Here is a 13,754-nt window from a genome sequence, read left to right on the forward strand (position 1 = left end):
GTGACGATGCCCGGGTTGATGCAGAGTCCCGGGTTCGCGCCGTTCTTCTCCGCGATCTCCAGGCAACGGGTCACCTTGTCGACTGTCGCGTTGGTCTCGGTGATCTGCTTGGAGATCTCGGCGTTCTTGCGGTCCTGCTCCAGGTTGCGGGTCTGCGCCAGCTTGTCCTGGAACGCCTTGATGTTGCCCTCGGTCTTGTCGTCGTGGTTCACCCGGGTGATGGTCACCGAGAGGATGTCCACGTCGGTGGTGAGGCGGGTCTCCGCGCTGGTCTTGATGTTCGCGGCGAACGGCTTCAGGTCGACGTTGAGGTCGCCGGTCTTGGCGTCGATCTTCTCCAGCGGGTTGTACGCGGCGAAGGCGTCGTTGACCGCGCTGTCGAGCTGCACACCGACCCGCTGACCCCGGAAGCTGCCGAAGTCGCCCTTGTAGTCCATGAACTGCTTAGGCGCGTTCTCCGGCTTGACCTGCCATTCGACGAGCACCTCGACGCAGGCGTCGGCGAGGGTGCCGGTGCGCACTCGTACGCAGTTGTCGCCGCCGATGTGGTCGTACTTCTGGCGGCCCGCGTCCCACTCGCCGACCTTCTGCCAGGGCGCCACCCACTTCAGGCCCGAGCCGGTCACCTCGCCGGTGGGCTTGCCGAAGCTGGTGACGATGCCGACCGAGCGGATGGGCACCGAGTGGGCGCTGGAGGCGATGCCGACCAGAAGCGTGAGGGCGAGGAAGCCGAGCGCCGCGAGGGCGGCCATCCGCTTGAACGACCGTGCGGGGGCGACGAGTGCGACGACGGCGCTGACCGCGAGGGCGACGGCGAAGACGATCGCCATGGTGAAGCCGACGGGCATGGGGTGGGGACCTTCCGATGGGCTGTGTGGATCATCAACCTAGGGGGTCCGGTCAAGTCGACGGCGCGGGGGAGTGGAGTTCACGCACGTCAACAGCGGGTCGACGATCGATCCCATCGACACGGTTCGACTCTGGCGGCCCGCCGTAGGTCTCGTCCACGCGACGATCGGCCCGGTGACCGGTGGCATCTTCGTCCTCGTCGTGGTGCTGTTCCGGCGCGGCATCCGGGGCGGCGTCCCGCGCTGGCCCACCGCTGGCGGCCCGCCGCCGCTGAAAATTCGCCCGACGGTGCATCCGCCACGCGGCCTCCGAGCGAACCCCCGGGGTAGAGAACGTCTACCCCGGGGGTACGTCTGGTGCTGACCGATCCGATGCCGGCGGAGGCCGTGGAGATCGCGCACAAGCAGGTTTCGCTGGCGGCCGAGGACCTGGACGCCAACGGCGTGGCGACGCTGGTGCTGGACCTGGTCGAGGCGTGGGGCGTGCCGGCGCTCTGGGAGCAGGTCTGCCGTCCGCTGCTGGCCCGGCTGTCCGGGCGCACGGCCGCCGAGATCGTCATCGAGCATTCCCTCTTCGAGGGCGTCCGGGTCGGGTTGGACGCGTACCGCCGGGAGCCGGGCCGTTCACTGCCCACCGGCGGGGTGCTGCTTGCCGGCGCGGAGAAGGAGGCGCACAGCCTGGGTCTGCTGGCGCTCGCCGCCGCGCTGCGCGAGCAGGGCCGTGGCTGTCTGAACCTCGGCCCCGCGCTGCCCTGGTCCGCGCTCACCGGCGCGGTGCACCGGGCCTGCCCGCGCACCGTCGTGCTCTGGTCGCAGACGCCGCTCACCGGCCGCGCGTACCGCCTGGTGCGCTTCGCCCGGGACTTTCCGCTCCTTCGCGTGTACGGCGCGGGGCCGGGCTGGATCGAGCCGCTCGGCGGTCCGGCGGTCCGTCTCGGCACGTTGACGGAGGCCGTCGACGCCTGCCTGGCGGTCACGTCCGGGCGTGATGCCCGCCACATACGATACGGATCGGTGCCGTATCGTTAATACGCGTCGTAGGCTGACCCGCGTTACGAGTCTGACCCGTATCGTATTTCGTCGCGGGTGATCAGCATGGGGGGAAAGCCAGGCATGGAGCTGCACAACAACACCGGACACCCGAGGCGGTGGGCGATCCTGGGGGTGCTGGTGATCAGCCTCCTCGTGGTCGTCCTCGACAACACGATCCTCAACGTCGCCCTGCGCACCCTGGCCGACCCGGTGCACGGCCTCGGTGCCAGCCAGGGCGAGCTGGAGTGGTCCATCAACTCCTACACGCTCGTCTTCGCCGGGCTGCTGTTCACCTTCGGGGTGCTCGGTGACCGCGCCGGCCGCAAGCGCTTCCTGATGATCGGTCTGGTGCTGTTCGGCCTGGCGTCGCTCCTCTCCGCGTACGCCCAGAGCCCCGGACAGCTCATCGCGGCCCGCGCCCTGATGGGGGTCGGCGGCGCGGCCATCATGCCGGTTACCTTGTCGATCATCTCCAACGTCTTCGACCCGCGCGAGCGTGGTCGGGCCATCGGAGTCTGGGCCGGCGCTGTCGGTCTCGCCGTGGCGATCGGCCCGATCCTCGGCGGCGCGCTGCTGGAGCACTTCTGGTGGGGCTCGGTCTTCCTGATCAACGTGCCGGTTGTCGTCGCCGGGGTGGTTCTGGTGGCGCTGCTGGTCCCCGAGTCGCGTGACCCGCGGCCCGGCCGGATCGACGTGCTCGGCGTGCTGCTCTCCGTGGTCGGCCTGGTCGCCCTCTCGTACGGCATCATCGACGGCGGCGAGCACGGCTTCGGCCGCCCGCTGGCCGGGGGCTCGATCCTGGTCGGCATCGCGGTGCTGGCCTGGTTCGTCCAGCACGAGCGGCGCAGCGACCACCCGTCGCTGGACGTCCGACTGTTCAAGGTGCCCCGGTTCGCCGCGCCGGTCGCCATCGTCGGCCTGGTCTTCTTCGCCGCGATGGGCTCGATGTTCTTCGGCTCGTTCTACCTGCAACTCGTGCGCGACTACAGCCCGTTGCAGACCGGTCTGCTCTTCCTGCCCTTCGCCGGCGCCCAACTGGTCTTCGCGCCGCGCAGCGCCGCGATGGTCCGTCGCTACGGCGGTAAGGCCGTCGCCACCGTCGGGTTGGCGCTGACAGTGGTGTCACTCGGCGCGTTCGTCTTCATCGGCGCCTCCACCCCGATCTGGATCGTGCTGCTCGTCTTCCTCATCCAGGGCGCCGGGATGGCCAACATCATGCCTCCGGCCACCGAGTCGATCATGTCGGCGCTGCCCCGGGAGAAGGCCGGAGTGGGCTCCGCGGTCAGCAACACCATCCGCCAGGTGGCCGGCGCGCTCGGCGTGGCAGTCCTCGGCTCGGTGCTCTCCGCTGTCTACCGCAGCGACATCGGTGACGCGCTGACCGGTCTGCCCACGCAGGCCCAGGACGCGGCCAACGAGTCGATCTCCGGTGCGTACGCGGCGGCGGGTCAGCTCGGCCCGGCGGCGCCAGGGCTGATCTCGGCGGCCAACGACGCCTTCGTCACCGCCATGCACTGGGCGGCCGGGCTCTCCGCGGTGATCGCCGCACTCGGGATCATCGTGGTGCTGCGCTGGATGCCGGGCAAGGAGGAGACCAGCGTCGCCCCGGCGGCGCCGGTCGCCGAGCCTGAGCTGGCCGGTACGGCATAGGTTCGGGGAGAATGACGGACATGACGTCCACTGCTGATGCTCCGCGGTCGCCCGGTCGACCGCGGAGCATCCGCGCCGACGAGGCGATCATCGAGGCCACCCTCGACCTGCTCGCCGAGGGCAGCACCATCGAGGCGCTCTCGATCGAGGCGATCGCCACCCGCGCCGGGGTCGGCAAGGCCACCATCTACCGCCGCTGGGCGGGCAAGGACGCGTTGCTGCTGGACGCGTTGCGCCGCCTCAAGGGCGTCCTGGCCCAGCCGGCGGGCCACTCCGTCCGCGACGACCTGGTGCTGCTGGTCGGTGCGATCGGCAAGAACGTCGACCCGCGAGCGGCCAAGATCATGCCCTGCCTGGCGCCCGCCGTGAACCGCAGCGCCGACCAGTTCCAGCTCTACCAGAACATCATCTCGCCCCGGCGGCAGCTGATGCGCGAGGTGCTGCGGCGCGGCATCGACGAAGGGGTGCTGCGTGCCGACATCGACGTCGAGGTGACGATGGCGCTGCTCACCGGGCCGATGCTGATCCAGCGGGTGCTCCAGTGGAACCCGGACCTGGACGAGCAGGCCCTGCCCGAACGGGTCGTCGACGCCGTGCTGGAGGGCATCCGGGCCCGCTGACGCCGAGCGCTCGGGCGGCGGCGTTGGGGCCTGGCTGGCACTCCGTCAGCGGCTCCTGCGCCCGCCGGTGTGCGGGGCTCGGTCGGCGGGGTTCGTACCCGCCGGTGTCGGTCGGCGGCGTTCGTGCCGCCGACCGGCCCCGGTCAGCCGGCCGGCGTGCGCAGTCGGTGCAGGCGCAGCGCGAGCTGCACCTCCAGCGCCCGCTCGGGCCGCTGCCAGTCGACGCCGAGCAACTGCCCGACCCGCTCCAACCGCTGCGTCACAGTGTTGACGTGCACATGCAGTTGCTCGGCGGCCCGGGCCAGGCTGCCGCCCACCCCGAAGTACGCCTCCAGCGTCTTCACCAGAGCCGTGCCTCGCCGGGCGTCGTAGTCGAGCACCGGCCCGACTGTCGCGCCGAGAAACTCGGTCACGTCCTTCTCACCCCGGTCACCGACAGTGCCCAGCAACAACCCGACGAAGCCCAACTCCACAGTGCTCGCGCCCTGCCCGGCGCGGCCCAACGCACCCAGCGCCGTCAGGCACCGGTCCGCCTCCTGGAACGTCCCGGCCAGCGCCCCCGGCGTGTCCGACGGGCCACTCGCCCCGGCGGTCACCGGTCGACCGGTCACCCGGGACAGGTCCCGGGCCACCGCGCGGGCGCTGCCGCCCGCGTCCAACCCCGGCAGCATCAGCACCACCCGGCCGTCGCGCGCCGCGGCCAGCCCGCCGCGCGCCGAGGCGTACGTGGTGGCCCAGGAGAGCACCCGCTGCCGAGCCGAGCCGGTAGCGGCGATCGCGTCGTCGCCCACCGCCACCAGCACATGCGGCGCGTCCAGGTCCACCCCGAGCCGACGGGCCCGACTGCGCAGCGCGTCGGTGTCACGCAGCGGGCGGGCGATCAGGTCGTCCAGCAACTCGCCACGCACCCGACCCTCCGCCTCAGCGACAGTCCGGCGGAACAGCAGCAGCAGCGCGGTCACCAACGCCGCCCGCTCCAGGATGCGCTGGTCGGCGTCGACCAACTCGTCGTCCGGGCGGAGCACCAGGGCGCCCAGGTTCTCCGCGCCCGCCACCACCGCCGCGTACCAGAGGGGACCCCGACGTACGCTGCGCCCCTCGGTCCGCGACGCGGCCACCGCCTCGACGATGTCCGCGCGGTCCGGCTCCTCGATCTCACCCACCCGGGCCAGCAGGCGGCCCTCGGCGTCCAGCGCCAGCAGCGCGCCGCCCAGCACCTCGGTCACCGCAGCCGCCACGTCCTCCACGCCGCCGCCGCGCAGCACCAGCGCGGTCATCCGGTCGTGTGCCGCCGCAGCCCGCTCCACCGAGCTGCTGTGCGCCCGGATGGTGGTGTTCGCCGCCGACAACTCGGCCAACGCCGAACGGGTCTCGGTCAGCAGCCGGGCGGTGTCGATCGCCACCGCGGCGTGCGCGGCCAGCGACACCAGCAGCGCCACCTCCTCCCGGACGAACGGTCGCGCCGAACGGTTGGCCGCGTAGAGCACCCCGATCGAGGTCGAACCGAGCCGCAGCGGCACCCCCAGGATCGCCACCAGACCCTCCTCGCCCACCCCGGCGTCGATCTCGCCGGTGTGGTGGAAGCGCGCGTCCTCGCCGTAGTTGGCGGTGACGTACGGGGCGCCGGACTGGGCCACCAGGCCACCGAGACCAGCGCCCATCGGCAGACGCAGCCGCTGGAAACGGGCCGACACCGACCCGTCGGTCACCCGCATGTAGGTGTCGCCACGTTCGTCGTCGTTGAGGGTCATGTACGCCACATCAGCGCCGAGCAGATGACGGGCCCGGTGCACGATCGCCCGCAACACGTCGTCCAGATCGCGCAGCCCGGCCAGGTCGCTGACGGTGTCGTACAGGCCGGACAGCTCGCTCTCCCGGCGGCGGCGACGCTCCAGCAGCGCGCGGACCCGCAACGCCACCGACTTGGCCTGCTCCAGCTCGGCCAGCCGGTCCGGTGGCAGCCCGGCGGCCCGCGCGGCCACCAGCGGTCCCTCGAACTCGACCGCCGCTGCCTCTCGGGCGAGCAACTCAAGGAACTCCACCGGCGAAGACATGGTCGACATTGTGCTCAGCCCCACTAGTTGGCCGTCCAGCCCCCGTCGAGGGCTATCGACGCCCCGGTGATGAACGCCGCCGGCGGCGAGCAGAGGTACGCCAGCAGCTCGGCCACCTCCTCCGGCTCGATCAACCGTTTGATCGCGGCCCGGGCCAGCATGATCTTCTCGATCACCTCGGCCTCGTCGATACCGTGACTGGCCGCCTGGTCGGCGATCTGGCTCTCCACCAGCGCGGTACGCACGTACGCCGGGTTGATGCAGTTGGCGGTGACACCGTGCGCGGCGCCCTCCAACGCGACCACCTTCGACAGCCCCTCCAGGGCATGCTTGGCCGAGACATACGCCGCCTTGTACGGTGAGGCACGCAACCCGTGCACCGAAGAGATGTTGACGATCCGCCCCCAGCCCCGGGCGTACATGTGCGGCAGCGCCCGGCGGATCAGCAGGAACGGTGCCTCCACCATCACCCGCTGGATGTACTCGAAACGCTCAACGGGAAAGTCCTGCAACGGTGCTACGTGCTGGAGCCCGGCGTTGTTCACCACGATGTCCACGTCCACGTCGAGCGAATCCACCGCCGCGGCGTCGGACAGGTCCACACCCTCGGCCCGCCCACCGGCCTCGGCGGCCACCGCCTTGGCCGCCTCCAGGTTGCGGTCCACCACGAGCACCTTGGCGCCGGCCGCGCCCAGCCGCAGGGCACACGCCCGCCCGATGCCGCCGCCGCCCCCGGTCACCAGGGCGGTCCGACCGGAAAGGTCGACCTGTACGACGTGGGGGACCACCACGGGTTCTGCCGTCATGGCGCAAGAAGTTACGAGCTGTGTGCCCCCCGGCACATGGGCCAGCGACACATACTCCGTACCAAAGCTGTGTGGCCCCACCCGCCCCCTGCCGCCCGCTCCCACCCCACCGGGCGTCTTCCCGCCCGCCCCGCCGCCGCCCGCTCCCGCTCCCGGGCTGCCGCCCGCACCGGCCGCCGGGCTGCCGCCGGCACCCGCCCCCGGGCTCCCGCCCGCACTCGCCCGCATCCCGCCGGGCCGTGCCTTGCGCGGCAAGATCGCGCAAGATCCTGGTTGTAGTGGCTTCCCGGTGTCTCGTGGCCACTACATCCTGGTTCCAGCGCGATCTTGGCGCGGGGCGCGGGGCGTGGGGCGTGGGGCGTGGGGCGTGGGGTGTGGGGCGTGGGGTGCGGGTGTGCTTGTGTGCGGCGCGGGGTGTGCGGCGCGGGGGCAACGGGCGTGAGGCCGCAGGGGCGCAGGGAGCCGCGAGGGGCGGCGAGGGGCGAGCCGGGGCGCGAGGGGGAAGGGCGAGGCGGGGCGCGAGGGGCGGGGTGCGGAGGGCGTGTCCCGTGGGACTGGTGGGAGGGGCGCCGGTTAGGGTGTCGAACACACGTACTGCTGACGGCTGGGGAGGGGGCGGCGTGCGCGTGCTCGGTGTGGACCCGGGGTTGACCCGGTGTGGGGTGGGCGTGGTCGAGGGTGTGCCCGGCCGGCCCTGCACCCTGGTCGCCTACTACGTGGTCTACACCGACCCGGCCGACGACCTGGCGCTGCGTCTGTTGCACCTGGACCGGTCGCTGAACAAGCTGGTCGCCGAGCACCAACCGGAGAGCGTCGCCGTCGAGCGGGTGTTCAGCCAGCACAACGTTCGCACCGTGATGGGCACCGCGCAGGCCAGTGGCATCGCCGTGCTGGCCGGGGCGCGGGCCGGGCTGCCGGTGCAGACGTACACCCCGAGCGAGGTGAAGGCCGCCGTGACCGGGTCCGGTCAGGCCGACAAGGCGCAGATGACCGCCATGGTGACCCGGCTGTTGCGGCTGGCCGAGCCGCCGAAGCCGGCGGACGCCGCCGATGCGCTGGCCCTGGCCATCTGCCACGTGTGGCGTGGCGGAACCCGCTCCAAGCTGGCCGCCGCGGCGGACCGGGCACGACGAGGAGGAGCGCGATGATCGCCAGCGTGCGCGGCACGGTGACCGCGACGGGTCCGGACCAGGCAGTGATCGAGGTCGGCGGGGTCGGGCTTGCCGTGCACTGCGCCCCGGGGACCCTCGCGGAGCTGCGGGTCGGCCAGGTGGCCCGGCTCGCCACCAGCTTGATCGTGCGGGAAGACTCGCTGACCCTCTACGGCTTCGCCGACGACGACGCCAAGTCCCTGTTCGAGCTGCTCCAGACCGCCAGTGGGGTCGGCCCGCGGCTGGCCCAGGCGGTGCTGGCGGTGCACACCCCGGACGCGGTTCGCAAGGCGATCGCCAACGCCGACACGGCCGCCCTGACCCGGGTACCCGGGATTGGCAAGAAGGGCGCGGAACGACTGGTGCTGGAGCTGCGTGACCGGATCGGCCCGGTGCCGATCGGCGCCGACGGGGTGGCCGGGGTGACCCGCGGCAGCTGGCCCGACCAGGTCCGGCAGGCGCTGGTGGGGTTGGGCTGGACGGCCGGGCAGGCCGACCAGGCGGTGGCCGCGGTGGCGGAGTCGATCGAGGGTGAGACCCCGCCGGTGCCGGTCCTGCTCAAGCAGGCCATCCGACTGCTGGGCCGCACCCGATGACCGCGCGGGCCGCACGATGAGCGAGACCGAGGGGCTTGTCTCGGCGTACGTCAGCGACGCCGATCGGGACGCGGAGGCCACGGTACGGCCGAGGCGGCTGGCCGAGTTCATCGCCCAGGACCGGGTACGCGACCAGCTCGACCTGTTGTTGCAGGGGGCCATGCGGCGGGGGTCGCCGCCGGATCACATCCTGCTCTCCGGCCCACCCGGGTTGGGTAAGACGAGTCTGGCCAACATCGTCGCCGCCGAGCTGGGCGCGGGCATCCGGGTGACCAGCGGCCCGGCTATCGAGCGTTCCGGTGATCTGGCGGCGATCCTGACCAGCCTCGCCGAGGGCGACGTGCTCTTCATCGACGAGATCCATCGGATCGCGCGGCCGGCCGAGGAGCTGCTGTACAGCGCGATGGAGGACTTCCGGGTCGACGTGGTGGTGGGCAAGGGGCCGGGGGCGACGGCGATCCCGTTGGACGTCGAGCCGTTCACACTGGTTGGCGCGACGACCCGCTCGGGCCTGTTGACCGGGCCGATGCGGGACCGGTTCGGCTTCGTGGCGCACCTCGACTTCTACGCCCCGGCTGATCTGGAGACGCTGCTGCACCGTTCGGCGCGGATCCTGGGGGTGCCGATCACTCCGGAGGGGGCTACCGAGATCGCCGGTCGGTCCCGGGGCACCCCGCGGATCGCGAACCGGCTGCTGCGGCGGGTCCGCGACTACGCCGAGGTTCGGGCGAACGGGGTGGTCGATCTCGACACCGCCCGCGCGGCCCTGATCGTGTACGACGTGGACGCGCTCGGTCTGGACCGGTTGGACCGCGCGGTGTTGACCGCGTTGGTCGACTCGTTCCGGGGCGGCCCGGTCGGGTTGTCCACCCTCGCCGTGGCGGTGGGGGAGCAGCCGGACACGGTCGAGGAGGTCTGCGAGCCGTTCCTGGTGCGGGCTGGGCTGTTGGCCCGTACGCCGAGGGGTCGGGTGGCGACCGAGGCCGCCTGGCGGCATCTGGGGCGCACACCGCCGAATGGTACATTTGGTGTAGATAGCCCGCCTGTGCCCGACTTGTTCTCCTTGGATGTCGATCAGCCGTGATGTGAACGTGATCTGTGCCGCATTCGGCGTTCCCAGGTGCAGGGTTTAGACTTCGCCGCGGTCTGTACAGGACGTGAGATTCCGCCTCCGCTCCGGCACCCACGGTGCCGGGGAGGTGGCCAATGGGAAGGTCAGTAACCGTGCAATTGGCAGCAGCGGGTGGTGGGGCCGGCGGCATCACGCCGATCCTGATGATCGCCCTGCTCTTTGGCGTCATGTACTTCATGATGATCCGACCCCAGCAGAAGCGCCGCAAAGAGGCGGAGGCGATGCAGTCCAACCTCGGCCCCGGCGACGAGGTCGTGACCATCGGTGGGCTCTACGGCACTGTCACCGGCATCGAGGACGACACCGTCCTGATCGAGGTCGCCCCGGGCGTGCAGACCCGCTACGCCCGCCCGGCCATCGCGCGGGTGGTCACCCGCGCGGAGCTGCCGAGCGAGCCGGTCACCGAGGACGCGGACACCGTCAAGGAGTGACCCCTCCCCCCGGGAGCGGCGAGTCCGGCGTACGGCCGGTGGGCCGCATTCCGGGTCGTCGCGCCCGAACGGGGCAGCGGACGAGACGTGAAAACTGGATAGTTGGGTCGACGCCGGGCGTCGGCACGTTCCCGTGACCGTCGGCGTTCCGCGCCGGGGTGCCCGGTCCTCGTGTCGGCACCTCGTCGGCTCAAGGCAGACCCGTCGGGCGGAACCCCCGGCCCGACACCGCCGCCGCTGCGACAGCGGCGCGACCGTACAGGGAGACAGGACAGCCGTGGCACCACCTCAGGGACAGATGCGCCCCGGGCGGCAGCTCGCCGTGCTCGGTTTCATCTTCGTGGTCCTCTATCTTTTGGTGTTCTTCGCCGGCGCCAGCGGCAGCTGGAAGGACCGGCTCGAGCCCAAGCTCGGCCTGGACCTCATCGGCGGCACGCGGGTGACACTGGAGGCGACCAACAGCGTCGACGGCAAGCCCCCGACGGCGGAGAACCTCGAGGAGGCCCGCGAGATCATCGAGAGCCGGGTCAACGCGTTCGGCGTGGCCGAGGCCGAGGTGGTCACCGAGGGCAACCGCAACATCGTCATCTCCCTGCCCGGTGAGAACCGGAACCTCGACGACGTGGGTGAAGCGGCTGAGCTGCGCTTCCGCAAGGTGCTCAAGGCCGCCTCCGGCAGCGGGGTGGCCGAGGCGCCGCCCGCCGCCACGCCGGCCCCGTCCGGTAGCGCCGCCCCGACCGGCAGCGCGACCCCGTCCGGCGCCGCGACGCCGACCCCGGCGGGCAGCGCCTCACCGAAGGTGACCTCGTCGCCCAGCGGCGGTCAGGGCGGAATGGCCCCGGCGTCGCCCAGCACCACGCCGACCCCCTCCGCGTCCGCCACCGCCTCGCCGAGCGCCGCCGCGCCCAGCGCCAGCGCCGAGCCGGTGCCGGCCAGCGTCGAGGAGCAGCGCAAGGCCGTCGAGCAGAAGGTCGGCACCGCCGCCTGGCAGGCCGCCAACGGGTTGCAGGCTCCGGCCGACCTGAGCGCCGACCCGTCGCTGGCCGAGAAGCTCAAGCCGTTCGGCACGCTGTCTCCGCAGGAGGTCGCGGTGCTGCCGGCGCAGATGCAGTTCAACGTGCCGACGATCGGCTGCGCGCAGCTCGACCAGCGCCCCCCGGCGTCGATCTCCGACGCGAAGCAGCAGGTGGTCTCCTGCGAGGACGGCGCGTCGAAGTACCTGCTCGACCAGGCCAAGGTGCTGGGCACCGACGTGTCCGACGCCGACGCGGTGCTCGACCAGACCAACGCCTGGGTGGTCAGCCTGGACTTCACCGGCGACGGCCAGGGCAAGTGGACCTCGCTGACGCGTGAGGCGTTCAACAACGAGGGCCAGGCCTGCGACGCGACCGCGTTGGGTCAGGACGGCAAGTGCCGGGTGGCAGTCGTGCTGGACAACAAGATCGTCTCCTCCCCGGAGATCCAGGGCGTGCTGACCGGCAACTCCCAGATCACCGGCACCTTCACCCAGAAGGACGCCAGCACCCTCGCCGGCCAGCTCCGCTACGGCGCGCTGCCGGTGACCTTCGAGCAGCAGGAGGCGCAGAACGTCACCGCCACGCTGGGTGCCAGCCACCTGCGCGCCGGTCTGCTCGCGGCCGGCATCGGCATGCTGCTGGTCATCATCTACGCGTTCTTCTACTACCGGCTGCTCGGCTCGGTGATCTTCCTGAGCCTCATCCTCTCCGCGCTGCTTGTCTTCGGCGCGCTGGTGGTGCTCGGCCGGCAGATCGGCTTCACGCTCACCCTCGCCGGCATCGCCGGCATGATCGTCTCGCTCGGTGTGGCGGCGGACTCGTTCGTCATCTACTTCGAACGTCTGAAAGACGAGATCCGGGAGGGGCGAAGCCCGCGCAGCGCGGTGCCCCGCGCCTGGATCCGAGCCCGTCGGACGATCATCTCGGCCAACGCGATCACGCTGCTCTCCGCTGTGGTGCTCTACGTGGTCTCGGTCGGCACGGTCAAGGGCTTCGCGTTCGCGCTCGGCCTGGCCACTGTGCTGGACCTGGTGGTGGTCTTCCTCTTCCGGCACCCGATCATGACGATGTTCGCTCGGACCCGGGCGTTCCTGTCCCCGCGGGTCAGCGGTCTGGGCCGAGCACTGCCGGCCCGCAACCAGCCGACTCAGCCCCGCAACCCGCGCGCCAAGGAGGCCTGAGATGGCTCAAAACGGTCTGGCGAGCCGCCTCTACAACGGCGAGGCCGGTCTCAACATCGTCGGTCGGCGCAAGCTCTGGTTCGGCGTCGCCGGTGTCCTGGTCCTGATCGCGATCCTCAGCTTCTCGATCCGTGGGTTCAGCCTGGGCATCGAGTTCGCCGGCGGTAACTCGTTCCAGGTGCCGGCCAGCGTCGGCACCCTCGACGACGCCGAGCGGGAGGTCAATTCGGCCCTCGCCGCCGAGAACACCGGCGTCATGGTGGCCACCACGCAGAAGGTCGGCGGTCCGGGCGGCGACTCCTACGAGCTCCGCACGCCGCAGCTCACCGCCGAGCAGGCCACTGCGGTCAAGGCCCAGATCGCCGAGGACCTCGGCATCAGCGCCGACCAGATCAGCGACAACCAGGTCAGTGAGGCCTGGGGCAGCCAGGTGACCGAGCGGGCCGTACTCGGTCTGGTCATCTTCATCGCACTGGTGATGGTCTACCTGATCCTGCGCTTCGAGTGGCGGATGGCGGTGGCCGCAGTCGCCTCGCTGATCACCAACCTGATCCTCACCGCCGGCATCTACTCGCTGGTCGGCTTCGAGGTCACCCCGTCGACGATCATCGGCTTCCTCACCATCCTGGGCTTCGCGCTCTACGACGTGGTGGTGGTCTTCGACAAGGTCCAGGAGAACACCCGGGGCATCACCGCCAACAACAACCAGACGTACAGCGAGGCGTCCAACCTGGCCATCAACCAGAGCCTGATGCGGTCGTTGAACACCTCGGTGGTCGCCCTGCTGCCGGTCGGTGGTCTGCTCTTCATCGGTGCCGGCCTGCTCGGTGCCGGCACGCTGAAGGACCTCGGTCTGGTGCTGTTCGTCGGTATGGCGGTGGCGTTCCTGACCTCCATCCTGGTGGCCACCCCGCTGCTGGCGCTGTTGAAGAACTACGACCCGCGGATCCAGGCGCACAACAAGCGCGTCCTGACCCGGCGGGGTGCGGTCGGCCGCGGCGAGGTCGCCGGTAAGGGTGCTGCCGCGAGCCCGGTGGCCCAGGCCGACGCGACCGACGAGCCCGTCGATCAGGACGCCGCCGCGCTGGCCGGTGCCGCCCCCAAGGTGGGCGCTCGGCCGGCGGGCAAGCGGCCCACCGGTGCCCGGGGCGGTCGCCCGGGTGGCGGCGGCAACCGGCCGGGTGGCGCCAAGCGGCGCTGACCCGACAGGAAACACCCGAACGGCGTCCGGCATGCT

Annotated in this window: 12 protein-coding genes; 9 read left to right on the plus strand and 3 right to left on the minus strand. The window is 71.4% G+C overall.

Going from position 1 to position 13,754, the window contains the following annotated elements; all coding sequences use genetic code 11:
• Window positions 1-848, minus strand: an 848-nt coding sequence (locus tag MED01_RS15100) for an SPFH domain-containing protein (protein WP_238669201.1), incomplete at its 3' end; no start/stop codon positions are given.
• Between the two features lie 357 nt (window positions 849-1,205).
• On the opposite strand from MED01_RS15100, the gene MED01_RS15105 reads away from it, so the two are divergent.
• The 3 genes from MED01_RS15105 to MED01_RS15115 all read left to right on the plus strand — a co-directional run bounded on the left by MED01_RS15105 (window position 1,206) and on the right by MED01_RS15115 (window position 4,150).
• The gene (locus MED01_RS15105) at window positions 1,206-1,877 is read left to right on the plus strand and encodes a transcriptional regulator (protein ID WP_238669202.1); all 672 of its coding nucleotides are present in this window, start codon (window positions 1,206-1,208) and stop codon (window positions 1,875-1,877) included.
• A gap of 84 nt (window positions 1,878-1,961) precedes the next feature.
• Window positions 1,962-3,530 carry an MFS transporter gene (locus MED01_RS15110; RefSeq protein WP_238669225.1) on the plus strand — a complete coding sequence of 523 codons (1,569 nt, stop codon included), beginning with the start codon at window positions 1,962-1,964 and terminating at the stop codon, window positions 3,528-3,530.
• Window positions 3,531-3,541: 11 nt separating this feature from the next.
• The gene (locus MED01_RS15115; RefSeq protein ID WP_238669203.1) at window positions 3,542-4,150 is read left to right on the plus strand and encodes a TetR/AcrR family transcriptional regulator; all 609 of its coding nucleotides are present in this window, start codon (window positions 3,542-3,544) and stop codon (window positions 4,148-4,150) included.
• A gap of 143 nt (window positions 4,151-4,293) precedes the next feature.
• Here the strand turns inward: MED01_RS15115 and MED01_RS15120 are convergent, their stop codons facing one another.
• Both MED01_RS15120 and MED01_RS15125 read right to left on the minus strand, forming a co-directional pair.
• Window positions 4,294-6,213, minus strand: a complete 1,920-nt coding sequence (locus MED01_RS15120; RefSeq protein ID WP_238669204.1) for a helix-turn-helix domain-containing protein — start codon at window positions 6,211-6,213, stop codon at window positions 4,294-4,296.
• 14 nt (window positions 6,214-6,227) lie between these two features.
• A complete protein-coding gene (locus MED01_RS15125; protein WP_124817383.1) occupies window positions 6,228-7,010 on the minus strand; it encodes a 3-hydroxybutyrate dehydrogenase in 783 nt (260 codons plus the stop codon).
• 620 nt (window positions 7,011-7,630) lie between these two features.
• Between MED01_RS15125 and ruvC the strand changes: the two genes are divergently transcribed.
• The 6 genes from ruvC to secF all read left to right on the plus strand — a co-directional run bounded on the left by ruvC (window position 7,631) and on the right by secF (window position 13,718).
• The gene (gene ruvC, locus MED01_RS15130; RefSeq protein ID WP_112584546.1) at window positions 7,631-8,158 is read left to right on the plus strand and encodes a crossover junction endodeoxyribonuclease RuvC; all 528 of its coding nucleotides are present in this window, start codon (window positions 7,631-7,633) and stop codon (window positions 8,156-8,158) included.
• Entirely contained in the window at window positions 8,155-8,757 is a 603-nt protein-coding gene (gene ruvA / locus MED01_RS15135; RefSeq protein ID WP_091401818.1) for a Holliday junction branch migration protein RuvA, read from the plus strand. The genes ruvC and ruvA overlap by 4 nt, the downstream gene beginning before the upstream one ends.
• A 16-nt stretch (window positions 8,758-8,773) precedes the next feature.
• The gene (gene ruvB, locus MED01_RS15140) at window positions 8,774-9,841 is read left to right on the plus strand and encodes a Holliday junction branch migration DNA helicase RuvB (protein WP_238669205.1); all 1,068 of its coding nucleotides are present in this window, start codon (window positions 8,774-8,776) and stop codon (window positions 9,839-9,841) included.
• Between the two features lie 122 nt (window positions 9,842-9,963).
• Window positions 9,964-10,320 carry a preprotein translocase subunit YajC gene (gene yajC / locus MED01_RS15145; RefSeq protein ID WP_238669206.1) on the plus strand — a complete coding sequence of 119 codons (357 nt, stop codon included), beginning with the start codon at window positions 9,964-9,966 and terminating at the stop codon, window positions 10,318-10,320.
• Window positions 10,321-10,597: 277 nt separating this feature from the next.
• Complete coding sequence (gene secD, locus MED01_RS15150; RefSeq protein WP_238669207.1) at window positions 10,598-12,517, plus strand: protein translocase subunit SecD; 1,920 nt, start codon at window positions 10,598-10,600, stop codon at window positions 12,515-12,517.
• Between the two features lies 1 nt (window position 12,518).
• Window positions 12,519-13,718 (plus strand): protein translocase subunit SecF, encoded by a 1,200-nt coding sequence (gene secF, locus MED01_RS15155; protein WP_238669208.1) that lies wholly within the window; start codon window positions 12,519-12,521, stop codon window positions 13,716-13,718.
• Window positions 13,719-13,754 lie beyond the last annotated feature (36 nt).

The sequence above is a fragment of the Micromonospora alfalfae genome (genome assembly GCF_022230925.1).
GTDB classification, from domain to species: Bacteria; Actinomycetota; Actinomycetes; order Mycobacteriales; family Micromonosporaceae; genus Micromonospora; species Micromonospora alfalfae.

Coding starts and splice junctions, on each gene's coding strand:
- MED01_RS15110 (WP_238669225.1), top strand. CDS start 1,962: ATGGAGCTGCACAACAACACCGGACACCCGAGGCGGTGGGCGATCCTG.
- MED01_RS15115 (WP_238669203.1), top strand. CDS start 3,542: ATGACGGACATGACGTCCACTGCTGATGCTCCGCGGTCGCCCGGTCGA.
- MED01_RS15120 (WP_238669204.1), bottom strand. CDS start 6,213: ATGTCGACCATGTCTTCGCCGGTGGAGTTCCTTGAGTTGCTCGCCCGA.
- MED01_RS15125 (WP_124817383.1), bottom strand. CDS start 7,010: ATGACGGCAGAACCCGTGGTGGTCCCCCACGTCGTACAGGTCGACCTT.
- ruvA (WP_091401818.1), top strand. CDS start 8,155: ATGATCGCCAGCGTGCGCGGCACGGTGACCGCGACGGGTCCGGACCAG.
- ruvB (WP_238669205.1), top strand. CDS start 8,774: ATGAGCGAGACCGAGGGGCTTGTCTCGGCGTACGTCAGCGACGCCGAT.
- yajC (WP_238669206.1), top strand. CDS start 9,964: ATGGGAAGGTCAGTAACCGTGCAATTGGCAGCAGCGGGTGGTGGGGCC.
- secF (WP_238669208.1), top strand. CDS start 12,519: ATGGCTCAAAACGGTCTGGCGAGCCGCCTCTACAACGGCGAGGCCGGT.